The sequence below is a fragment of the Hyphomicrobium nitrativorans NL23 genome, from assembly GCF_000503895.1.
Lineage (GTDB): Bacteria > Pseudomonadota > Alphaproteobacteria > Rhizobiales > Hyphomicrobiaceae > Hyphomicrobium_C > Hyphomicrobium_C nitrativorans.
Window position 1 is genome coordinate 669,069 of the sequence record NC_022997.1, and the last position, 21,646, is coordinate 690,714.

Below are 21,646 nucleotides of genomic sequence, written 5' to 3' on the forward strand. Positions count from 1 at the left end.
CGTGGAACCCATCTTCGCGCTTGCCTTCGGGGTGATGATTGCCGTTGCGGCCTACTTGATCCTGTCGCGCAATATGCTGCGCGTCCTGCTCGGCCTTCTCGTGCTCGGCAACGCGGCGAACCTCGCGATCTTTCTGGCCGGTCGTCTCGGCTCTCGCGTGCCGCCGCTTGTCGAGGCAGGCGAGGCGACGGTTGCCGTCAGCGCCAATCCTCTGCCGCAGGCTCTCATCCTGACCGCGATCGTGATCTCGTTTTCGCTCGTCGCGTTCACGGCTGTTCTGTTCGAAAATGCGTATAAGCGGCTCGGCACGCTCGACCCGGACGCCATGCGGGATGCGGAGACGCCGCCAGGCGAAGGGCTGCGCGACGACGAGAGGCGGGAATGATGCGCGCAAATCTGCTGCTTGCGCTTCCGGTTCTCTGTCCGCTTGCAGGCGTGGCGTTGTCGCTTCTGGCGTGGCGGTGGCCGCTCGTTCAGCGTGGCGTGAGTCTCGCTGCGAGTTTCGGGCTGCTGCTGTCTGCGATTGCACTTGTCGGGGCCGTGCATGACGGCACGGTTCTCGCGACGCAGTTCGGTGCGTGGCAGGCGCCATTCGGCATTAGCTTCGTAGGAGACATGCTCTCGGCTGCGATGGTGCTGATTGCAGGGTTGATGGCCGTTGCGGTGGGGATTTACGGATTGGCCGGCGACGCGTCCGCGCGCGAGTACGCGTTCTACCATCCGCTCTATCAGGGCCTGTTGCTCGGCGTGACGGGCGCGTTTCTCACCGGAGACATTTTCAACCTCTACGTCTGGTTCGAGGTGATGCTGATTTCGTCGTTCGGGCTTCTGGCTCTCGGCGGAACGAAAGCGCAGCTCGATGCGGGCGTGAAGTACGTGACGCTCAACCTCGTCGTTACGACGCAGTTCCTGATCGCGGTCGCTTTGCTTTATGGCGCGACCGGAACGCTCAACATGGCGGACCTCGCGCTCGTGTTGCCCACGGTCGAGAACCAGGGACTTGTGACGACGCTTGCGTTGCTGTTTCTGGTCGCCTTCGGTGCGAAGGCTGCGGTGTTTCCTCTGTTCTTCTGGCTTCCGGCCGCCTATCACACGGCGTCCGCGCCCGTCGTCGCCATTTTCGCGGCACTGCTCACGAAGGTCGGCGTCTATGCGATCCTGCGGACATTTACGCTCATGTTCGACGGCGATACCGGCGTCACCGCGCCGATTGTCGGGGCGATCGCGGCGGCGACGATGATCACAGGCGTGCTCGGGGCGGCGGCGCACTTCGACATCCGGCGCATCCTTTCGTTCCACATCATCAGTCAGATCGGCTACATGCTGCTCGGCATCGCTGTTGCGACTCCGCTCGCGGTGGGTGGCGCCATCCTCTACGTGATCCACCACATCGTCGTGAAGGCGAACCTGTTCCTTGTTGCCGGTGTCATCCATCGGGCTGGTGGATCGTACCACTTGAAGGAGATCGGCGGGCTCTATCGCGGACTGCCGCTGCTTGGCGTGCTGTTCGCTATTCCTGCGCTGTCGCTTGCGGGGCTTCCGCCGCTATCGGGGTTTTGGGCCAAATTCGGTGTGATCAAAGCGAGCCTGGATGCAGGACACATCGCGCTTGCGGTAACCGGGCTCGCCGTTGGATTGCTGACGCTCTATTCGATGCTGAAGATCTGGAACGAAGCGTTCTGGAAGGCAGCGCCGGAGAGATCCGTTGCGGCGGAGCGGCGTTGGCTCGGTGAACCCGGCACGCGGGTGCTCATGCTCGTGCCGATTTCCGCTCTCGCGACGATCACGCTTGCCATCGGCTTTTGGGCCGAGCCGTTCGTCGACTATTCGCTTCGCGCCGGTGCGCAACTGCTCGACAAATCCGCTTACATCGACGCGGTCTTTCCACCGGAGACGGCGGGCGGCGCGCGCATTCAAGAGAGCGTGCCATGAGCTTTGCGACAAAGGCTGTGGCGTGGGGGCGGCTTGGAGCCCTGTTCTTCCGCGAGTTCGCGCTTTCGGTGAAGGATGTGTCGCTTGCCGTGCTGGATCCGCGCCGGCCGCTGCGTCCGGCCATCGTTGCCGTGCCGCTCGATGTGAAAAGCGATGCGGGGATAACGCTTCTCGCCAACATGATTACGCTGACGCCGGGTACGACGAGCTTGCACGTGAGCGAGGATCGCAAGACGCTTTATGTGCACGCGATGAACGCGTCGGAAAGCACCGTGGCCGACATCAAGGCTGGCTTCGAGGCGAAGGTGAGGGAGGTGCTCGCATGAGCGGAGTGGCCGCTTTGGAGATCGCGGCGATAATCGCCGGGGTGCTGCTTGCGGCTGCGGCTGTGTGCGCGGCGCTTCGCATCGTGCGCGGGCCATCGACCCCCGACCGCGTCGTGGCGCTCGATATGCTTTCGCTGATCGGTGTGGCTGTGGCTGGCCTTGCGGTGTTGGTGTCCGGCTCCACGGCGTTCGTCGATGTCGCGCTCGGCGTGGCATTGGTGGGTTTTCTTGCCGTTGTCGCGTTGGCGAGCTTTATCGAACGCGGCGCAATCCGTGACGATGATAACGAGGACGCGCCATGACGGCCTGGATCGGCGCATTCTTTCTCGTTCTTGGAGCTACGGTGTGTCTCGTCGCGGCCATCGGCGTGCTGCGGTTTCCGGACTTCTTCATGCGGATGCACGCGGCGACCAAAGCTGGTGTGGCGGGCGCCGGTTTGGTGCTGATCGGAATCGGTTTTGCTATGCCGTCGTTCGAGATTGCTCTCAAGATCGTGCTCGCCAATCTCTTTCTATTGCTCACGGTTCCCGTTGCGGGGCATCTGCTGGGCCGAGCCGGCTACATCGCGGGCGTCCCGTTGTGGGGAGCGACGCAAAGAGACGAGCTTGCAAGCGTGCTCCCGCGCGGCGCGTTCGATCGGGCGCTTCAAAGCGTCGGCGATGACGTGAAGCCCGATTGATGGACGCGGTCGATCTGCCCAAAAAAAGAGCGCCCGTTTCCGAGGCGCCCTTTCGTTTGTATTCGTGAAGCGCGTGAGCGTTAGCGGCCCAGCTCTTCCTTCGTGACGTCGAGCGCCAGATTGATCTCGGCTTCCGTTAGTTCCGAGGAGAGGAAGAAGCGCAGGCGCGCCGCGTTCATCGGGACGCCGGGATACATGATGAAGGACGCGTTGACGCCGCGCTCCAGGACGCGTGCGACCGTCTTGGCCGCGCGGCCCGTGAGGCCGACCATGATCGGCAGCATCGCGATGCCGGCTGCACGGCCGGTATCGAGGCCGCGTGCGTGTGCGCCTTCGAGGAACATCTTGCTGTTGTTATGCAGGCGCTGAACGCGTTCCGGCTCGCGCTGGACAATGCGAAGGGCCGTGAGTGCGGACGCCGTCATCGCCGGGGGAAGGCCGACCGAGAAGACGAAGCCCGGTGCCGCGTAGCGGAGCAGGTCGATCAGTTCGGTGTTGCCGGCGATGTAGCCGCCGCACGACGCGTAGGCTTTGCTCAGCGTGCCCATCCAAATGTCGACCTTGGCGCCGTCGACGCCGCAATGCTCGGCAAGGCCGCGGCCCGTTGCGCCGAGCACGCCGCAACCGTGCGCGTCGTCCACCATCAGCCATGCACCGTAGCGCTCCTTGAGCTCGACAATGCGCGCGAGGTCGGGCAGATCGCCTTCGGTCGAGTACAGACCTTCGATGACGACCATGACGTTGCGGTACTTCGCGCGCTCGGTGCGGAGAATGTTTTCGAGCGCGTCGAGCCGGTTGTGCTTGAAGCTGCGGGTTTCGGCGCCCGAGAGGCGCATGCCGACGACCGCGCTGTTATGGACGAACTCGTCGTGAACGATCAGGTCGTCGGAGTTCATCAACGTGCCGATGGTGGAGACGTTGGCGGCATGGCCACTGACGAAAACGAGGGCGGCTTCCACGCCGATCGTGCGTGCGATTTCCGCTTCGAGCTCGCGGTGCATCGGCGTGTCGCCCGAGACCATGCGGCTTGCCGAAAGCGTGGTGCCAAAGCGGCTCGTCGCCTCGTTGGCAGCGGCGATCATTTCAGGATGCTGGCTGAGGCCGAGATAGTCGCACCATGCGAAGTTGAGCACGGGCTTGCCGTCGATGAGCGTCAGCTTGTCCGCCATGCCCTCGGTCGAGCGATAGAACGGGTTCGGAATACCGAGCGTCTTGGCGAGTGTCTGGTGGTGCTTGATCGCCTTATAGGAGGACAGCGATGAGAACGGCTTGGCCGCTACCGGACGATCCCCATTGGCGCGCAGCCAGTTCTTCGTTTGAGGAATCAAGTTAAGCACAAGGTACTCCTTAGGTTTGCGGCGCGCAGGGGCAACGCCAGTGTTAGCGGCAAGGCGTGATCTGGGATGCGTGCGCCGAGGGACGGCAGAAGGCGGCGCTTCCGCTCTGTCCCGGCGCAGGAGAATTTCGGCAGCGGGCGGTGGCCCAGCATCGTGGCGGGATCGAGGCTGCCGCGATGCGGAGAGCGCGATAGGCTGTCATCGGTTTTGGGTTACCCCTCAGTAAGTATGCCGACGGGTGTGAACCCAATGTGCAGCCGCAGCTCTCAACAAAAACGGCGTGATGCGTGACGCTTGGAAGGTGACACCGAACCCGAAAGGTATCCTTACTTCAGTTTCGCGAATCTTCTTGTAATTTTTTACTTGTTGACTCAATAGGTTAACCATTGAGGCCGATCTGATTTGTGAGCAAATATGCATCGAACGCCTTATAAATCGTAATGAACGTGTATCTACGCGGCTTTACGTCCCATGCTTACTAAAGTCGATTACCGCGAGCGCGCGCGAAAAGCACTATGGGAAATCCGGCGAGAACGTCTCGATCCGCAAGCCGACTCAAGCGCCCGACCGCTGGCGCGATGCCGTGACCGGAAAAAATCATGATCACGACGACAACCCGTCGTGTGCTGCAAAGTTCCCTATGCATCGCGAGCGGACGTGCCGTCGATGCAGGGTCTGGGGACGTGAGTGGGCCGCAACGAAAGTCGTCTTGCCGCGCGCGTCTCTTTCAGGTGTTCACGCGCGTATGCGATGGAGACCGAGGAGGCGCGAAACGCCGCGGCGCATGAGCCTGCTCGGAATCTTTCCGCGTACGGCATGCGTGATGCGCGCCAGCGGGCCCACGGGATAACGAAAGCGAGGGCGTTGTGCTTCGAGCGCTTTTACGATGACGCGTGCAACTTCGATCGGATCGCGCGCCGTGCGTTCCGTGTGCTCGTCGGCTGCCTTGAAGAGCTGCTGCGACCAAGCGTAGTACGGGCTTTCGGGCGGCATGATGTGGGGCGAGTTTTCCCAGATCGGCGTGCGATAGGGGCCGGGCTCGACGAGGATCGCTTCGATCCCGAACAGGTTGAGTTCATGTGCGGCGGCTTCCGCCCACCCTTCGATGGCCCACTTCGAGGCGCAGTAGATGGCGTTTCCAGGCTGCCCCATGAATGCAGCGTCGCTCGATACAATGAGAACGCGTCCGTGCCGTTGGTTGCGGAACGTGGGCATCAGCGCGCGCGTCAACGCGACGACGCCAAAGAAATTCGTTTCCATGACATGCCGCGATTGATCGTCCCGGATGTCTTCGAACGCGCCGCCGACGGCAACGCCGGCATTGTGTACGACCGCATCGAGTTGGCCGCCGGTTTTCGATAGTACGGCTTCGACCGCGGCGGAGATCGATGCGGCGTCTGTCACGTCGAGCTGTGCGATCTCGACACGGTCGCGAAGTCCCGCATCGACAAGCGCGCTTTCGAGCGGTCCGCTCTTTGCGGTCTTGCGCATCGTGGCGAACACGCGCCATCCCTGCTTCGCAAGCGCGACGACGGTATCCAATCCGATACCCGAGGACGTGCCGGTTACGATCACGTTTTTCATTCGCGTTCTTTCTTCGCCAGGTGCCGAGCCAGTCACGAGCGTTGCCGCGCCGAAGGCCGCTGGCGTGTTCTCTGTTCTATTGGCGGCCGGTTCAAGGATTGCGGGTCAGTATCGTTGACGCGTGGCCCGGCCGAAGCGCCGGTCATCCTTAACGGGGCACCGCGTGCGGCCTGGCGTGAGGGGCGACCTCAAATTTCGAGGCGAGGTTCTTTCCGACGGGGGTGCCGCTGGCGTGCGCTATAGAGGGGGTGGCGCGTGACCGCCCCCAAAACGCGTTTCATATTGTCTGATGAAACAAAAACTTGATGGTGCCCAGAAGAGGACTCGAACCTCCACGCCTCGCGGCGCTGCTACCTGAAAGCAGTGCGTCTACCAATTCCGCCATCTGGGCAAGCCGTGAAGCCTGCGGCGCCATGAACTAGGGGGTGGCGCGCCCGTTGTCAATTGACAGGGATGACCGAGATCAGGGATCGGTGCATATCACGTGCTTATATGGAGCGGTAACATCGCGGTTCCGGACTGGTGAGGGCGGGGTAGACGACATGGCACCACAAGGCGGCAGCAACAGTCTCGTCACAATTTTCGGAGGGCCGGGGTTCGTCGGCCGGCACGCCGTGCGTGCGCTGGCGCAAAACGGGTATCGAATCCGGGCTGCGTCCCGGCGGCCGGATCTTGCCGGCCATCTGCAACCCATGGGAGACGTTGGGCAGATCCAACCCGTGCAGGCCAACCTCCGGTTTCCGGATTCGGTGGCGCGGGCCGTCGAAGGCGTGGATGCGGTCGTCAATGCGGTCGGCATCCTGGCGCCCTCGGGAGCGCAGACGTTCGCGGCGGTTCACGTGGACGGGGCGCGGGCGGTGGCCAAGGCCGCCAAGGCCGCGGGAGCGCGGCGTTTCATACATGTGTCCGCCATCGGGGCCTCGGCGGCGTCGCGCGCTCACTATGCGCAGACCAAGGCGGCAGGCGAAGCTGCGGTGCTGGAGGAGTTTCCCGAGGCCGTCATTCTCCGTCCCTCGATCGTGTTCGGGCCGGAGGACGAGTTTTTCAATCGCTTCGCCTCGCTCGCGCGCGTGTCGCCGGTGCTGCCGCTGATCGGCGGGGGGCACACCCGCTTTCAGCCGATCTACGTGGGCGATCTCGCGGCGGCGATTGCGGCCGTCGTGAACGGGGCCGGGACGCCGGGGACGGTTTACGAACTCGGCGGGCCGGAGGTGCTGACGTTCCGCGAGCTGATGGAGCGGACGCTTCTTTATGCCGACCGGCGCAGCAAGCTCGTTTCGCTGCCGTTCTGGCTCGCGAAGCTGCAGGCGCTTGCAACCTGGCCGCTGCCGAATTCCCTGCGCCCGCTGACGGTTGATCAGGTGCGCCTGCTTCAGAGCGACAACGTGGTGAGCGACGAGGCGCTCAAGCAGGGGCGGACGCTGGCCGCGCTCGGCGTCGATGTGCCGGACGCCATCGGTTCCATCGTGCCGGGCTATCTCGAACGCTTCAGGTCCAAGGGACAGTATTGGCGCTATCGCGGTTAGCGAGACCGTTGTGCAGGGCGGGGGACCAATCAACCGCTTATCTGCGGCTCTTCCTCCGCTTACGACATGGCCGCGCGGCATTCCTCATCGGGAGGAAGCGGATCGCACTCCGTCGTGTCGACACAGGCTTCGAGCGCGCTCCGCACGTCGCGCGTGTAAAGACCGTCGATCGGTCCTTTGTAGAAGCCCGCCGCTTCGAGGCCGCATTGATAGAGCCGTACGAGGGGCTCTCCACCGAGCCGCATCGCGCGTTCGTAATCGCGGAGCGCCGGGCGGCGCTCGCCGAGCGCTTGGCGAATGTGGGCACGGGTGTCGTGCGCGTGTGGACTTGCGGGGCCGAGTACGAGCGAACGCTCGACATCCTCCAGGCCGTCCTCCAGCCGATTCAGCTTATATTTGACCCAGGCGCGGTTGTTGAACGACATCGCCGAACCGGGGTCCAGCTCGATCGCCCTGTCGTAGTCGGGGAGCGATTCGTCGAGCTTGCCTTTGAGCGAGAGGGCGAGCGCGCGCATCGCGTAAGCGAGGCTCTTGGTTCCGGCGTCGATGTTCGGGTTCTCGATCAGATCGGTGCATCCGGCGATGCGCCGCTCGTTGTTTTGGCTGAAGCATTCGGAGGTCGAGGTGGACGCCGCGCCAGCCGGCATCGCGCAGGCCAAGAGCGCTCCGGTGAGAAGGGCCGCCAGGCGGTAGTTTCGGCTATGGCGCGAAAGGACCGTCATCGGTAACCATTGCTCTCCCGTGGCTGGGCGTCCGGCGAATACTCTATGATAGCATTATGTTAAGGTGCGCCCACGCTTCAGGCTGATAGGGCCTGAAGCGATCATGGTCTCTTGAGTTAGACCGATGATTCACGCTTCAGGCTGGTAGGGCCTGAAGCGATCATGGTCTAGGATGCCCTGAAGCCGCAATTGCGGCGAGAGAGGCGGAGCATCTCGCGCGGGGCGGCAACTGCCTGCATAATGGCCGCTCTCTTTAATGCTGACCAAGCCTTTCCCGTTCGAGGCCGACAGGACAACATGAAACGCGTTCTGCTCATCATCGGCGGCGGAATTGCCGCCTACAAATCGCTCGATCTCATCCGGCGTCTCAAAGAGCGCGGGATGTCGGTGCGGTGCGTGCTGACGAAAGGCGGGCAGGAGTTCATCACGCCGCTTGCGGTGGGCGCGATCAGCAACGAGCACGTGGCGACGGATCTGTTCGATCTCAACGCTGAGCGGGAGATCGGACACATCCGGCTAGCGCGAGAAGCCGATGTCGTCGTGGTGGCGCCTGCGACGGCGGATCTGCTGGCCCGCATGGCGCAGGGGCAAGCCAACGACATGGCGACCGCTATTCTGCTTGCGACGCGCGCGCCTGTGCTTGCGGCGCCGGCTATGAACCCGGCCATGTGGGCGCACGCCGCCACGCAGCGGAACGTCAAGCAACTCGCCGCCGATGGCGTGGCGTTCATCGGACCGAACGCGGGCGAAATGGCCGAGCGGGGCGAAGCCGGTGTCGGGCGAATGGCAGAGGTCGCGGAGATCGTGCCGCGTGTGGAGCAGTTGCTCGAAGGGGAGAGCGAGGCGCGTCGCGGGTTCGGGTTCATCGACGTTGCGGACCGGCGGCCCTCCGGTGGAAAGCTTCCGCTGGCCGGGCGGCACGTGCTTGTCACGAGCGGGCCGACTCACGAGCCCATCGATCCCGTGCGCTACATTGCCAACCGCTCGTCCGGTAAGCAGGGCCACGCGGTTGCGGCGGCCGCGCAAAAGCTTGGCGCGCGGGTGACGCTGATCACGGGGCCGGTCGAGATCGCGGACCCTGAGGGCGTCACCGTGCAGCACGTGGAGACGGCGCAGGAGATGCTGACGGCCGTCGAGGCGGCGCTTCCTGCCGATGTCGCCGTGTTCGCGGCGGCTGTCGCGGACTGGCGCGTCGCGAGTGCGGCCGAGGGTAAGATCAAAAAGGCGAAGGGTGCGCCTCCGCCAGCGCTGCATCTTGCCGAAAACGCGGACATCCTTGCCACGGTGGCGCGGCTCAAACCGCGCCGCCGGCCGCAACTCGTGATCGGCTTCGCGGCGGAAACGGACGCGGTGGTGGAGAACGCGGAACGCAAGCGCAGCGCCAAGGCCGTGGACTGGATCGTCGCCAATGACGTCTCGCAGGGCTCCGGCGTTTTCGGCGGTGAGCGCAATACGGTGCATCTCGTCACCGCGCAGGGTGTCGAGAACTGGCCGCAAATGAGCAAAGCGGATGTGGCTGCTGCCCTGATCGGCCGCGCGGCTCGTTATCTCGCGCAGTCGGTCGAGCAGGTGTGAGGATTGCCTCAAAAAAAAGAGGGGGAGCAGGGCGTGGCGGTGACGGTGCGTGTCGTGGTGTTGAACCATGGCGAGGGGCTGGCGCTGCCGGCCTACCAAACGGACGACGCGGCGGGGCTCGACCTCGTGGCAGCGGTGCCTGAGGGCAAGCCCGTGCAGATTGCGCCGGGAGCGCGGGCGCTGGTCCCGACGGGGCTCCAGATCGAGCTGCCGCGCGGGTATGAGGCGCAGGTGCGGCCACGCTCGGGGCTGGCCCTGAAGCATGGCGTCACGTGTCTCAACAGCCCCGGCACCATCGACGCGGATTATCGCGGAGAGGTGGGCGTCATCCTGGCCAATCTCGGACAAGAGCCGTTTGCCGTGAGCCGTGGAGACCGGATCGCCCAACTTGTCGTGGCGCCGGTCACGCGGGCGGTGCTTCGGCCCGTTGCGGCGTTGTCGACGACCCGGCGCGGGGCGGGAGGTTTCGGCTCGACCAAGACGAAGACGGCCCTGAAGGCTGCGAAGAGCCCGGCGAGAGCTGCGGCGAAGGCCGCTCCGAACCGCCAATCGCAAAAGAAGGTGAAGGCTGGCGCGACGCCGCGTCCGAAGCCGCCACGGAAAAAAGCTGTGAAATCGTGAGGTTACGCAACATTGGGGGCGGCGGATTTTGCGGCGGCGGGCGGACAAAAAAGTGCCGGCGGCCTTTGGGCATCGCATAAAATATGCGAAAAGCACCCCATGAAGCCCCTCGATTCACGGAATCGAGGGTGAAGCGAGACGACCGTGGAGAGCAAGACTGTGGCCGACACCGAGATCAAGACCTTGAACGCGACCAAGAGCTGGGGCCGTGGGCGCGTCTACAACGACATCACGGAGACGATCGGGCACACACCGCTCGTGAAGCTGGGGCGGATTGCGAAGGCTGCGGGCGCCAAGGCCGACGTGCTGATGAAGCTCGAATTCTTCAATCCGCTGTCGTCGGTCAAGGATCGTATCGGCGTGGCGATGATCGACGTGCTCGAAGCCGAGGGCAAGATCGCGCCGGGCAAGACCGTGCTCGTGGAGCCGACATCGGGCAATACGGGCATCGGTCTCGCGTTTGTCGCCGCCGCACGCGGGTACGAACTCAAGCTCGTGATGCCGGAATCGATGTCGGTCGAGCGGCGCAAGATTTTGGCGCATCTCGGGGCCGATCTCGTGCTGACGCCGGCTGCGGGCGGGATGCCGGGCGCCATCGACAAGGCGAATCAGTTGCTGGCCGAGATCCCCGGTGCCGTGCAGCCGAGCCAGTTCGAGAACCCTGCAAACCCGCTCGTTCATGAAAAGACGACGGCCGAGGAGATCTGGACCGACACGGGCGGGAAGGTCGACGTGCTCGTGATCGGTGTCGGTACGGGCGGTACGCTTTCGGGATGCGGCCGCGTGCTCAAGGCGCGCAAACCGGACCTCAAGATCGTGGCCGTGGAGCCTGAGGGCAGCCCGATTCTTTCCGGCGGTGCGCGCGGTCCGCACAAGATCCAGGGCATCGGCGCCGGTTTCGTGCCGAAGGTGCTCGATACGAGCCTGATCGACGAGGTGGTGCGCGTTTCGAATGAAAGCGCCTTCGAAACGTCGCGATCTCTTGCGAAAACTGAAGGGATTCCGGGCGGTATCTCGACGGGCGCTAACCTTTGGGCGGCGCTGCAGGTCGCGGCCCGCGACGAGCTTGCCGGCAAGACGGTGGTGACGTTCGCCCCCTCGGCCGCCGAGCGCTACTTCACCGGCGAGCTGTTTCTCGATCCGCCGGCGAAGGCGTAAGCTTCGCGTTGGGCTTTGGTCGTTAAATTGGGAATCATGGTGCGCCCTTCTCTCATCGCGGCGGCGTGTGCGCTGTTCGTGGCCGCTTCCGGTCTCAGCTCTGCGTCGGCAGAGCCGGACGAGGTGCGGCTCGCGCAGCGGTGGACGCCGCTTACGGGCATCTTGCCGCCGGAACGCGAGGTTCGCGATCCGGGGCCGGAAACGGGATCGCTGGATCGGGCGGTCCCGGCCGAGGCGGCTGAAGCTCCCGATTCAAACGTGCAAACGGGGCGCCGCCTTCTGCAAGCGGCGCTTGTGCGCGTGGTGACGGACGGCCAGCCGCATGGCGGGCTCGACGTGCAGTCGACGCTCGTCGATGCGGATCTTGCCCAAGCGCTGGGCCTTGGCGAGCAGCGCGGCGCGATGGTGACCGATGCGTCGTCGAGTTCGGCGCGAGGCGCCAACCTGCGTATCGGCGACGTCATCCAAAGGGTGGGATCGCATAGCGTTGCGGGGCCGAATGGGCTGCATCAGGTTTTGCGCGAGAGTTCGCCGGACGATCTGGTGACGGTCGAGGTCTGGCGGGCCGGGGAAGGCGCGGCGGATCTGAAGCAGTTTCTGATGGATCGCGCCGAGGCGGGCAATGTCGGCGCGGCGGCCAGCCTCGGGCGCCTGTTATCGCTTGGGCTCGTGCTCGGTCCGCGCAATCCGGCCGAAGCGGCGCCGTATTATCTGAAGGCCGCAGAGGCCGGACATCTCGCGTCCATGACGCGTTATGCGCTGTTCGCCAAGGACGGCGTCGGCGTTCCGAAGGACGAGGCGGTCGCTGCGCGCTGGTTCCGTAAGGCTGCGGATGGCGGACAAGACGCGGCGATGACCAATCTTGGCGGGCTCTATGAAGCCGGGCTCGGCGTGAAACAGGACGATGCGGAGGCGGCGCTTTGGTATCGCCGCGCCGTGGAGAAGGGCCACGTGTTCGCCAATTACAGGCTCGGCTTGCTCTACGAAGCGGGCCGTGGGGTCGGCCGGGATCATCAGGAGGCGGCGCGGCTGTTGCGGGCTGCGTCCGACGGGGGGCTCAGCGAGGCGACCTCGTGGCTCGCGGACAAGTACGCGCAAGGGCGCGGAATTCCGAAGGACGAAGCGGAGGCCGCGAAGTTGAACGCGGTGGCGGCGGATCAGGTGCGCCGGGCGGCGAACCGCGGAAATGCGGTGGCGACGTTCAACCTCGGCATTCTCTACAGGCTCGGCAAGGGGGTGCCGCAGAGCGATACGGAGGCGGCCTACTGGGTCGTGAAGTCGCTGAGGCTCGGTGACCGCTATCTCGTGGCCGAACTGATGCGCAATCCGGATGTGCTCGCGATTGCCGACCGGAAGTGGTTGCAAGGGGTTTTGCGCGACGAGGGGACGTACAAGGGGCCGATCAACGGGACGTTCTCGCCAGATGTGCGTGCCGCGATGGACGCGCTCGCCAATCCGGCGTAAGCGCCAACGCTTGTCATCCCGCCGTCATGGCGGAGCCATGCTTCGCATGGACCGACGGCGAATGCGCGGAGCGCCGCGCCGGGACCAAGCGAAAGCTTCTACCGCAAAATATCGTGTCTTCGACCAGTCTTGCGCTGGGTCCCGGATCGGCGCTATCGCGCCGTCCGGGATGACAGTTGGGGTTTGCGTCAGGCGGCTTCCGCGCGGGGCGACTTGTTCATGCTGTCGGTGATGACCGCCATCGCGGCCTGTACGCCGCCCTTCTTGTGCGGGATGCCGGCCAGCTCAAGGCTCATCTCGACGCCCGTGAGGGCGCCCATGACCGTGAGGTCGTTGGTGTCGCCAAGATGACCGATGCGGAATGCCTTGGTCGCGAGCTTGTTGAGCCCGGTGCCGAGCGAGATGTCGAAGGTGTCGAGCGCGAGCGCGCGGAGCGCATCTGCGTTGTGGCCTTCGGGTACGAGCACCGTCGTCACCGCCTGCGAGTAATACTTCGGGTCGCGGCAGTTGATTTCGAGGCCCCAGGTGCGCACGGCTGCACGTGTTGCCGCCCCGAGGCGGGCATGGCGCGCGAAGACGTTGTCGAGGCCTTCCTCGTGCAGAAGTTTGATCGCTTCGTCGAGGCCGTAGAGCAGGCCGGTGGCCGGCGTGTAGGGGAAGAAGCCGTTCGCGTTGTTCGACAGCATGTCGTCCCACGAGAAATAGGAGCGCGCCAGCTTCGCGGTGCGCGAGGCGGCGAGTGCCTTCTCCGAGACGGCGGTGAACGAGAGGCCCGGCGGCAGCATCATGCCCTTCTGCGAGCCGGAGACCGTCACGTCGATGCCCCACTCGTCGTGGCGCAGGTCGGCGGTGCCGAGACCGGAGATGGTGTCGGTCATGAAGAGAGCCGGATGATCGGCGGCGTCGAGTGCGCGGCGGATCTCTTCGAGCGGCGTCATGCAGCCCGAAGACGTCTCGTTGTGCACCACGCAGACGGCCTTGATGAGCCGGTCCGTGTCGCGGCGCAGATGCTCTTCGATCTCAGCCGGATCGGCGCCGATGCGCCAGTCGGTCTGGATGACCTCGGCGCGGAGGCCCAGGCGGTCCGCCATCTGCTTCCAGAGCACGGCGAACTGGCCGGTCTCGACCATCAGCACGCGGTCGCCGGGCGAGAGCGTGTTGGTGAGGGCGGCTTCCCAGGCGCCGGTGCCGGACGACGGGTAGATGATCACGGGCCCCGTGGTCTTGAATATCGTCTTGATGCCCGAAAGGACGCTTTTGCCGAGCTTCTGGAAGTCGGCGCCGCGATGGTCGAGCATCTGCCGCGACATGGCGGAGAGCACGCGCTCGGGCACAGGTGTGGGTCCGGGAATCTGCAGAAAATGCCGCCCAGGGCGGCGAGGCGCGTTCGACATCTTGTCGTCCCCTATGTCCACGACTCGCTGCGTAGCGGCCGCGGATCCTCGGGAGTGGGAACTCCGAGAAGGGAGGGCCTCTCTATTTTATGGTTCGTCCGCGCGAGACGGAGGCACCTATAGGAGTGACACCGGATGCCGTCAAGGGCGATCGCTGGGCCCGGAACGCGGGGTGCCCGCTCCTTTTCGTCCTGGTGGCGGCGCCTTTGCCAAAAGTCCTATTCGCCGGGTTTGGCGGCAGCCGCGAGGTAGTTAACGTCAATGTCGTCCGTCAGGCTCCAGTCGTCCCGGAAGGGGCTGTAGGCCATGCCACGGAAACGGGGCGCGGACAGGCCCGCCGCCGCAAGGTGCCCTGCAAGTTCGTCCGGTGTGACGAAGCGGTCCCACTGGTGGGTGCCGCGCGGCAGCCAGCCCAGCACGTATTCGGCGGCGACGATGGCCAGTGCGTAGGATTTCGCCGTGCGGTTGAGGGTGGAGAGAACGATGATCCCGCCGGGGCGGACGAGCCCCGCGCAGGTCCGGACGAAGGCGCCCACATCCGGGACGTGCTCCACGACTTCGAGCGCGAGGACAGCGTCGAACGTTTCGCCCGCGGCCAGCAGGCTTTCCGCCGTAGTGGCCCGATAATCGATGTCGAGGCCCTGGGCCGCCGCGTGCTCGCGGGCGATTGCGACATTTTCCTCGCCGGGGTCGATGCCCGTGACGCGGGCGCCGAGGCGCGCCAGCGGCTCCGACATCAGACCGCCGCCGCAGCCGACGTCGAGCGCGGTGAGATCTTTCAATGGATAGCGCCCTCCGATGTCGCGCTCGAAGTGGCGGGTGAGAGCGTCCCGGACGAAGGCGAGCCGTGCGGGGGCGATCTGGTGAAGGGGCCGGAAGTCGCCGGTCGGGTCCCACCATGCTTGGGCCATGCGCTGGAAGCGCGCCACTTCGGCGGCATCTACATTTCGTGCGCCGGGTTCTCGTGTGCCGGGTTGGGGCGACTTCGACGGCGGGCGCTCGGCGTGATCTGTCATGGGGACGAAAGTGCCAGTGCCCGGACAATTGTCAATGCGACGGAGCGCAGTTGCGGCGGCCCCCCGTTCCCGGTAAGAGAACGCCGACGCGAGGACGGATTGTCCTTAGTTCGGTGGGTGTTCGCGAGGTTTCAAGCCGGTTCGTTTCGGCGCGCGCTTCGAGACGCCTCTCTCAGACACAACCAGGCATCGAGCGGTTTCAAGACCATGGCTGTTGTCGTGATGAAATTCGGTGGCACGTCGGTCGCGGACGTGGAGCGCATCAAGAACGTTGCGCGCCATGTCAAACGCGAGGCGGACGCCGGCAACAAAGTGGCCGTGGTCGTTTCCGCAATGGCGGGTGCGACCAATCAGCTCGTGGGCTGGGTCAACGAGGCGGCGCCTCTTCACGACAAACGCGAATACGACGCCGTCGTCGCTTCCGGCGAGCAGGTGACGGCGGGGCTGACCGCCATGGTGCTGCAGTCGATGGGGGTCAAGGCGCGCTCGTGGCAGGGCTGGCAGGTTCCGATCGAGACGAACACGGCGCATGGCTCTGCGCGCATCGCGGGAATTCCCGGCGACGATCTCAGGCGCTCGCTGGATGCGGGCGAGGTTGCCGTCATCACCGGCTTTCAGGGCGTCGAACCCAAGGCGCGCCGCATCGCCACGCTTGGGCGCGGCGGGTCCGATACCAGCGCGGTTGCCATTGCCGTGGCGCTCAAGGCGGATGTTTGCGACATCTACACGGATGTGGACGGCATCTACACCACAGATCCCCGTATCGTGCCCAAGGCGCGCCGGCTCGCGAAGGTGAGCTACGAGGAAATGCTGGAGATGGCGTCGTCCGGCTCCAAGGTGCTCCAGACGCGCTCGGTCGAGCTTGCGATGGTGCATCAGGTGAGGACGCGCGTGCTTTCGAGCTTCACGAAGCCCGAGGATATGGCGCCAGTGGGCGCTGCTCCCCTCGAAAGCGTGGGGACAATTGTTTGCGGCGAGGATGAGATCATGGAAACGCAGGTCGTCAGCGGCATCGCCTACGCGCGGGACGAGGCGAAGATCACGATGCTCAAGCTCGAAGACAAACCCGGTATCGCGGCGCGAATCTTCGGGCCGCTTTCGGATGCGGCGATCAACGTCGACATGATCGTGCAGAACGTCGCGGCCGACGGTCATCACACGGATATGACGTTTACGGTGCAGCAGGCGGAGCTTGCGCGCGCTGTCGATGTGCTCAACGCCGCGAAAGCCGATATCGGCGAGTTCGAGATCCAGAGTTCCGCCGACGTGGCCAAGGTGTCCGTTATCGGCATCGGCATGCGCAGCCATGCCGGTGTTGCGGCGCAAATGTTCAAGGCGCTGGCGGAGAAGGGCATCAATATTCTCGCGATCTCGACCTCGGAGATCAAAATCAGCGTGCTTATCGATGCGGCCTATGCGGAGCTGGCCGTGAGAACGCTTCATTCCCTCTACGGCCTGGACGCCGCATAAAGCGCGGCTTCGCCGTTAAGTTTATGCTATCGCGTTTTTCGTGTGCCTTTTCCGCATTGGCGCTCAATTTGACGTATAACCGCCCGTGACCCCTGCTCAGGCAGGGTGCGGATCCGTTTGATGGCTTTTGCCCTATGCATTCGAGACGCGGCGACGAGCCCCGTGTGATGCCGACCGAGCCGGCGCTGCGCGTTATCATGCGCCGGTTGCGGGAGATCATGTCCGAGTCCGCGGCCGATGGGCAGGAGCGGCTCGACAAGATCGTGCGTCAGATCGCGGGCGTGATGGTGGCGGACGTCTGCTCGCTTTATCTCAAGCGGCAGGACGGCTCGCTGGAGCTGTTCGCGAGCGAGGGCCTGAACCGGACCGCCGTGCATACGACCATGCTCAAGCGCGGCGAGGGCCTCGTCGGGCGATGCGCCGAGATGGGCGTGCTCATCAACGAGCCGGACGCCTCCAAGCATCCGGCGTTCAGCTATCGGCCCGAGACGGGCGAGGAAATCTATCACTCGCTGCTTGCCGTGCCCGTGCAGCGTAGCGGGCAGGTGCTCGGCGTGCTCGTGGTGCAGAACCGCACCGTCAAGGAGTACTCCGACGAGGACGCCGAGGTGATGCAAGCGACCGCGATGGTGGTGGCCGAGCATCTCGTCTCGGGGGCCGTGTCCGGTTTCGGCGCGGGGATCGAGATTTCGAAGGCGTTGTCGCTCGTGGTCAAGGGCGAGCCGATTTCGGAGGGCATCGCGCTCGGCCATGTGATGCTGCACGAACCGCGCATCGTCGTCACCAAGCTGATGGCGGACGATCCTGTCGCGGAGTTGCGCCGTCTCGAAGATGCACTTCTCGAACTCAAGACCTCGCTCGACGAGATGTTGAGCCACGAGCTGCTTTCGGGTGCGGGCGATCATCGCGACGTGCTCGAAGCTTATCGCATGTTCGCACACGACCGCGGCTGGGAGAGGCGGCTACGTGAGGCCGTGCAGAGCGGTCTTACGGCGGATGCGGCCGTCGAGCGCGTGCAGAACGGTACGCGCGCGCGGATGTTGCGGCAACCCGATCCCTTTTGGCGCGAGCGCCAACGCGATCTCGACGATCTTTCGGATCGTCTGCTGCGTATTCTCGCGGGCCGCGCGACCGGCTTCGTCAATCCGCCGGAGATGCCCTCCGATACGATTCTGGTGGCCCGCAACATGGGGCCTGCGGAGTTGATCGACTACGACGGCTCGCGCTTGAGGGGCCTCGTCATCGAGGACGGAAGCGGGCAGAGCCACGTCGCCATTGTTGCCAAGGCGCTGGGTATTCCGGCGGTGGGGCAGGCAACGGGATTGGTCGAACGCGTCACCGCAGGAGATGCCATCATTGTCGATGGCGTGGCCGGCGAGGTGCACGTGCGGCCCTCGTCGGATGTCGTCAATGCCTACACCGACAAAGTGCGATTCCGTGCGCGCCGGCAGAAGCAGTACGAGAAGCTGCGCGATCTTCCTGCCGTCACCAAGGACGGAGAGCGCATCGCGCTGCAGATCAACGCGGGTCTGTTGCAGGATATGCCGCATCTTGCGGAATCCGGCGGCGACGGTATCGGGCTCTTCCGGACCGAACTGATGTTTATGCTGTCTCACAGCCTTCCGCGTGTGGACCGGCAGACGGAGGCCTATAGCGCCATTCTGCAGGAGGCCAAGGGCAAGCCGGTGGTGTTTCGCTCGCTCGATATCGGCGGCGATAAAATCCTGCCGTATCTGCGCCAGATCCCGGAAGAGAACCCGGCCATCGGGTGGCGCGCCATCCGCATGTCGCTCGACCGGCCCGCGTTGTTCCGGATGCAGATCCGCGCGCTCCTGCGCGCCGCTGCGGGCCAGCAGCTTCGGGTGATGCTGCCCATGATCGCGGTCGCGACCGAAATGGACGAGGCGCGCGCGCTGATCGACAAGGAGTGGGCACTTGCGAAGGCGCGGGGCAGTCTCTTACCGAGCGAGCTTCTGATCGGCGCGATGATCGAGGTGCCGAGCGTTCTCTTCGAGTTGGACGAGCTTCTGCCGCGGGTGGATTTCGTGTCTGTCGGCAGCAACGACCTTATGCAGTTTCTGTTTGCGGCCGACCGCTCGAATCCGCGTGTGGTCAATCGGTTCGATTCCCTCTCGGCGGCTCCACTCAAGGCGCTGAAGATGCTGGCCGGGGCATGCTATCGGCACAACGTTCCGTTGACGGTTTGCGGCGAGATGGCGGGGCGGCCCATCGAAGCGATGTGTCTGATCGGGCTCGGGTTCCGCACGTTCTCGATGGCGCCGGCCTCGATCGGGCCGGTCAAGGCTATGATCCGCTCGCTCGACGGGAGCGCGGTCACCGATTTGCTGGACGACCTGCTCGTGTCGGGATCGGGCAGCCTCCGGGCCGAGATCGAAGCCTTCGCCGCGCGATCCAAGGTAGAAATCTAATTTCGCTCACGCGCCTGTTCGCGTGCCCTAACGGGCGCGCTGGCGCTCCGCGGGGGCGCGGCACCTGCCGCGGGTCGCCTTGCTCCCGAGCCCTTCGGGCTGAAGTCCGCCGTGGTGAAGGGAAAGTGCTTGCGCGGGAGCGCGCTAAGCGTCATGTCGCAGTAGAAGCCACGATCCTTCGTTCGAAAGACCCATGAGCGTCATTCCCCAAGAAAAGCTGGCCAAGCTGGTCGAGCGGTACGAGACCATCCAGGCGGAACTCAATCAGGGTGCGCCGCAGGCGACCTATGTGAAGCTCACGAAAGAGCTATCGGAGCTTACGCCGCTCATTTCCGCGGTTCGCGATCTCGAAGCCGCCCAGACGGAAAAGCGCGATCTCGAAGCGCTGCTCCGCGATCCTGGCCAGGATAAAGACATGGCCGAGATGGCGCGCGAGGAGCTCGATCAGATCGGGGAGCGTATCGAGGCGCTGGGGCAACAACTCCGTGTGCTGCTGTTGCCCAAGGACGCGGCGGACGAAAAGAGCGCCATTCTCGAAGTGCGCGCCGGGACGGGCGGCGACGAGGCGGCGCTGTTTGCTGCCGACCTCTACCGCATGTACCAGCGGTATGCGGATCTGCACGGCTGGAAGACCGAGATCCTTTCGATGTCGGAAAGCGATCTCGGCGGTTACAAGGAAATCATCGCGTCGATCACGGGCCGCGGCGTGTTCGCCAAGCTCAAGTTCGAGAGTGGCGTGCATCGCGTGCAGCGCATTCCGGCTACCGAAGCCGGCGGGCGCATCCATACGTCCGCGGCGACGGTGGCCGTGCTGCCGGAAGCCGAGGACGTCGATATCGAGATCCGCGATCAGGACATTCGTATCGATACGATGCGTGCGGGCGGAGCGGGCGGCCAGCACGTCAACAAGACGGACAGCGCGGTGCGGATCACGCATTTGCCGACCGGCATCATCGTCGTGTCGGCGGAGAAGAGCCAGCATCAGAACCGCCGTCTCGCCATGCAGGTGTTGCGCTCGCGGCTGTTCGACCTGGAACGGGAACGCGTGGATAGCCAGCGCAGCGAGGCGCGCAAAAGCCAGGTCGGGTCCGGCGACCGCTCGCAGCGCATCCGCACCTACAACTTTCCGCAAGGGCGCGTCACCGATCACCGGATCAACCTGACGCTACACAACATCGACCGCGTGATGGAAGGCGTCGGCCTCGACGAGATCATCGATCAGTTGATTGCCGAGAACCAGGCGTCGCTGCTCGCGGCGATGGAAGGTCATGGGGGCTGATCGAGGCGTGCCGCCGTTTGCCGGGATGACGGTTCGCGATGCGCAAGCCGCGCTTGGCCGGGCGCTGGGCGGCGCGGGGATCGAAGATCCGGCGCGGGAGGCGCGGTTGCTCGTGACCGCGGCGCTGGGCGAGACGGCGGAGGGCTTGCTCCGGAACCCGGCTCTGCGGTTCGATGCCGGCGCGGCCGAGACGCTTTCTTCCTTTGCCGAGCGCCGTCTGGCGCGGGAGCCGGTGTCCCGCATCCTGGGCGCGCGCGGTTTCTTCGGCCGGGAATTCAAGGTCACACCCGCCACGCTCGATCCGCGCCCGTGTACCGAAACGGTTGTCGAGGCTGCGCTCGCAGTCGTTACGGCGGAAGGGTGGCGGCAGCGGCCGGTCCGGATCCTCGATGTGGGGACGGGGTCGGGGGCACTGCTCGTGACGCTGCTTGCCGAGCTGCCACTTGCGGTGGGCGTGGGGACGGACGTGTCCGACGAAGCGCTTCGGGTCGCAGAGGAGAATGCGGTGCGGCTCGGCGTCGCGTCCCGGGCGTCGTTTCTCAACCGGCGTGACCTCAACGACATCGCGGGGCCATTCGATCTCATGGTGTCGAACCCTCCCTATATTCCGAGCGGAGACATCGCGGCTTTGGAGCCGGAGGTGCGCGTCTACGATCCTGCAGGCGCGCTGGACGGTGGGGCGGATGGGCTCGCCATTTACAGGGCTTTGGCGCGGGATCTCGTTCCGATCGTGCCGGAGGGATGGGCGCTGTTCGAGGTTGGCGCCGGGCAGGCGGCCGACGTGGAAAAGCTCCTGCGGGACGGGACGGGCTGCGCCCTCCACGAGGTCAGGACGTGGCAGGATTTGGGGCAGCACACACGGTGTGTTGCTGTCAAGACACAGTATTAGCCATGACGTCAAAAGCGCTTGGATTTCACGGGCAGCAGCGCTAAGGTGCAGTTCAGAGAGTTTAGCATCATGTGCAATTCTTCTGTGACGATGGCCCGCTCAGCATACCGGCTGTCATCATTCCGCGCATGATGGGCTGCGATACTGGCGGATGAGAGCCGCTGGCGATGCCGCTTCCAGCAGGCACCCGGTGGCGACTTGAAGCGCCGATCGCATTTGAGCTCCCTCCCTTTCGGACATGCAGC

General features: G+C 64.7%; 18 protein-coding genes, 1 tRNA gene and 1 pseudogene. 14 read left to right on the forward strand and 6 right to left on the reverse strand.

Translation table 11 applies throughout. The features are described 5' to 3' along the window. Nucleotide 1 precedes the first annotated feature (1 nt). From W911_RS03080 to mnhG, 5 genes are read left to right on the forward strand one after another with little or no spacing between them, the layout of a single operon-like run. Nucleotides 2-385, forward strand: coding sequence for an NADH-quinone oxidoreductase subunit K (locus W911_RS03080; protein ID WP_023786049.1), 384 nt, complete (start codon nt 2-4; stop codon nt 383-385). After that, nucleotides 382-1,932 carry a Na+/H+ antiporter subunit D gene (locus W911_RS03085; protein WP_023786050.1) on the forward strand — a complete coding sequence of 517 codons (1,551 nt, stop codon included), beginning with the start codon at nt 382-384 and terminating at the stop codon, nt 1,930-1,932. Before W911_RS03080 ends, W911_RS03085 begins: the two co-directional genes overlap by 4 nt. Further along, the gene (locus tag W911_RS03090) at nt 1,929-2,258 is read left to right on the forward strand and encodes a Na+/H+ antiporter subunit E (RefSeq protein WP_023786051.1); all 330 of its coding nucleotides are present in this window, start codon (nt 1,929-1,931) and stop codon (nt 2,256-2,258) included. The genes W911_RS03085 and W911_RS03090 overlap by 4 nt, the downstream gene beginning before the upstream one ends. After that, nucleotides 2,255-2,560, forward strand: a complete 306-nt coding sequence (locus W911_RS03095) for an MrpF/PhaF family protein (protein WP_023786052.1) — start codon at nt 2,255-2,257, stop codon at nt 2,558-2,560. Before W911_RS03090 ends, W911_RS03095 begins: the two co-directional genes overlap by 4 nt. Further along, nucleotides 2,557-2,937, forward strand: a complete 381-nt coding sequence (mnhG, locus tag W911_RS03100) for a monovalent cation/H(+) antiporter subunit G (RefSeq protein WP_023786053.1) — start codon at nt 2,557-2,559, stop codon at nt 2,935-2,937. The genes W911_RS03095 and mnhG overlap by 4 nt, the downstream gene beginning before the upstream one ends. An 80-nt stretch (nt 2,938-3,017) precedes the next feature. Here the strand turns inward: mnhG and W911_RS03105 are convergent, their stop codons facing one another. The 3 genes from W911_RS03105 to W911_RS03115 all read right to left on the reverse strand — a co-directional run bounded on the left by W911_RS03105 (nt 3,018) and on the right by W911_RS03115 (nt 6,249). Next, nucleotides 3,018-4,274 carry an aminotransferase class I/II-fold pyridoxal phosphate-dependent enzyme gene (locus W911_RS03105; protein WP_201768821.1) on the reverse strand — a complete coding sequence of 419 codons (1,257 nt, stop codon included), beginning with the start codon at nt 4,272-4,274 and terminating at the stop codon, nt 3,018-3,020. Nucleotides 4,275-5,009: 735 nt separating this feature from the next. After that, nucleotides 5,010-5,858: an SDR family oxidoreductase gene (locus W911_RS03110; protein WP_023786055.1), complete on the reverse strand. Its 849-nt coding sequence runs from the start codon at nt 5,856-5,858 to the stop codon at nt 5,010-5,012. Between the two features lie 306 nt (nt 5,859-6,164). Beyond that, nucleotides 6,165-6,249: transfer RNA gene (locus W911_RS03115), tRNA-Leu, on the reverse strand. Between the two features lie 151 nt (nt 6,250-6,400). Between W911_RS03115 and W911_RS03120 the strand changes: the two genes are divergently transcribed. Further along, nucleotides 6,401-7,384, forward strand: coding sequence for a complex I NDUFA9 subunit family protein (locus tag W911_RS03120; RefSeq protein ID WP_023786056.1), 984 nt, complete (start codon nt 6,401-6,403; stop codon nt 7,382-7,384). Between the two features lie 59 nt (nt 7,385-7,443). On the opposite strand, the gene W911_RS03125 is transcribed toward W911_RS03120, so the two are convergent. Beyond that, entirely contained in the window at nt 7,444-8,106 is a 663-nt protein-coding gene (locus tag W911_RS03125) for a tetratricopeptide repeat protein (protein WP_023786057.1), read from the reverse strand. 297 nt (nt 8,107-8,403) lie between these two features. Here W911_RS03125 and W911_RS03130 point away from each other — a divergent pair, with 297 nt between their 5' ends. From W911_RS03130 to W911_RS17130, 4 genes and pseudogenes are all read left to right on the forward strand, one after another. Then, nucleotides 8,404-9,681: a phosphopantothenoylcysteine decarboxylase domain-containing protein gene (locus tag W911_RS03130; RefSeq protein WP_023786058.1), complete on the forward strand. Its 1,278-nt coding sequence runs from the start codon at nt 8,404-8,406 to the stop codon at nt 9,679-9,681. A gap of 33 nt (nt 9,682-9,714) precedes the next feature. Then, a pseudogene (dut, locus tag W911_RS03135) lies at nt 9,715-10,158 on the forward strand (dUTP diphosphatase); the annotation flags it as partial. A 288-nt stretch (nt 10,159-10,446) separates the two neighbouring features. Continuing rightward, a complete protein-coding gene (cysK, locus tag W911_RS03140) occupies nt 10,447-11,460 on the forward strand; it encodes a cysteine synthase A (RefSeq protein WP_425277580.1) in 1,014 nt (337 codons plus the stop codon). Between the two features lie 36 nt (nt 11,461-11,496). Continuing rightward, entirely contained in the window at nt 11,497-12,924 is a 1,428-nt protein-coding gene (locus W911_RS17130; protein WP_144083491.1) for a PDZ domain-containing protein, read from the forward strand. A gap of 188 nt (nt 12,925-13,112) precedes the next feature. Here W911_RS17130 and W911_RS03150 read toward each other — a convergent pair whose 3' ends face one another. Beyond that, nucleotides 13,113-14,318 (reverse strand): pyridoxal-phosphate-dependent aminotransferase family protein, encoded by a 1,206-nt coding sequence (locus W911_RS03150; protein ID WP_041317230.1) that lies wholly within the window; start codon nt 14,316-14,318, stop codon nt 13,113-13,115. A gap of 218 nt (nt 14,319-14,536) precedes the next feature. Next, nucleotides 14,537-15,334 (reverse strand): bifunctional 2-polyprenyl-6-hydroxyphenol methylase/3-demethylubiquinol 3-O-methyltransferase UbiG, encoded by a 798-nt coding sequence (ubiG, locus tag W911_RS03155; RefSeq protein ID WP_023786063.1) that lies wholly within the window; start codon nt 15,332-15,334, stop codon nt 14,537-14,539. Between the two features lie 207 nt (nt 15,335-15,541). Here ubiG and W911_RS03160 point away from each other — a divergent pair, with 207 nt between their 5' ends. The 4 genes from W911_RS03160 to prmC all read left to right on the forward strand — a co-directional run bounded on the left by W911_RS03160 (nt 15,542) and on the right by prmC (nt 21,401). After that, nucleotides 15,542-16,804: an aspartate kinase gene (locus W911_RS03160; RefSeq protein ID WP_023786064.1), complete on the forward strand. Its 1,263-nt coding sequence runs from the start codon at nt 15,542-15,544 to the stop codon at nt 16,802-16,804. A gap of 167 nt (nt 16,805-16,971) precedes the next feature. Continuing rightward, nucleotides 16,972-19,233 carry a phosphoenolpyruvate--protein phosphotransferase gene (gene ptsP, locus W911_RS03165; protein WP_023786065.1) on the forward strand — a complete coding sequence of 754 codons (2,262 nt, stop codon included), beginning with the start codon at nt 16,972-16,974 and terminating at the stop codon, nt 19,231-19,233. 193 nt (nt 19,234-19,426) lie between these two features. Then, complete coding sequence (gene prfA / locus W911_RS03170; protein ID WP_023786066.1) at nt 19,427-20,512, forward strand: peptide chain release factor 1; 1,086 nt, start codon at nt 19,427-19,429, stop codon at nt 20,510-20,512. Then, nucleotides 20,502-21,401, forward strand: coding sequence for a peptide chain release factor N(5)-glutamine methyltransferase (gene prmC, locus W911_RS03175; protein WP_023786067.1), 900 nt, complete (start codon nt 20,502-20,504; stop codon nt 21,399-21,401). Before prfA ends, prmC begins: the two co-directional genes overlap by 11 nt. The last annotated feature ends 245 nt before the right edge of the window (nt 21,402-21,646 follow it).

Coding starts and splice junctions, on each gene's coding strand:
- W911_RS03085 (WP_023786050.1), top strand. CDS start 382: ATGATGCGCGCAAATCTGCTGCTTGCGCTTCCGGTTCTCTGTCCGCTT.
- W911_RS03090 (WP_023786051.1), top strand. CDS start 1,929: ATGAGCTTTGCGACAAAGGCTGTGGCGTGGGGGCGGCTTGGAGCCCTG.
- W911_RS03095 (WP_023786052.1), top strand. CDS start 2,255: ATGAGCGGAGTGGCCGCTTTGGAGATCGCGGCGATAATCGCCGGGGTG.
- mnhG (WP_023786053.1), top strand. CDS start 2,557: ATGACGGCCTGGATCGGCGCATTCTTTCTCGTTCTTGGAGCTACGGTG.
- W911_RS03110 (WP_023786055.1), bottom strand. CDS start 5,858: ATGAAAAACGTGATCGTAACCGGCACGTCCTCGGGTATCGGATTGGAT.
- W911_RS03120 (WP_023786056.1), top strand. CDS start 6,401: ATGGCACCACAAGGCGGCAGCAACAGTCTCGTCACAATTTTCGGAGGG.
- W911_RS03125 (WP_023786057.1), bottom strand. CDS start 8,106: ATGACGGTCCTTTCGCGCCATAGCCGAAACTACCGCCTGGCGGCCCTT.
- W911_RS03130 (WP_023786058.1), top strand. CDS start 8,404: ATGAAACGCGTTCTGCTCATCATCGGCGGCGGAATTGCCGCCTACAAA.
- W911_RS17130 (WP_144083491.1), top strand. CDS start 11,497: ATGGTGCGCCCTTCTCTCATCGCGGCGGCGTGTGCGCTGTTCGTGGCC.
- W911_RS03150 (WP_041317230.1), bottom strand. CDS start 14,318: ATGTCGAACGCGCCTCGCCGCCCTGGGCGGCATTTTCTGCAGATTCCC.
- ubiG (WP_023786063.1), bottom strand. CDS start 15,334: ATGACAGATCACGCCGAGCGCCCGCCGTCGAAGTCGCCCCAACCCGGC.
- W911_RS03160 (WP_023786064.1), top strand. CDS start 15,542: ATGGCTGTTGTCGTGATGAAATTCGGTGGCACGTCGGTCGCGGACGTG.
- ptsP (WP_023786065.1), top strand. CDS start 16,972: ATGCCGACCGAGCCGGCGCTGCGCGTTATCATGCGCCGGTTGCGGGAG.
- prfA (WP_023786066.1), top strand. CDS start 19,427: ATGAGCGTCATTCCCCAAGAAAAGCTGGCCAAGCTGGTCGAGCGGTAC.
- prmC (WP_023786067.1), top strand. CDS start 20,502: ATGGGGGCTGATCGAGGCGTGCCGCCGTTTGCCGGGATGACGGTTCGC.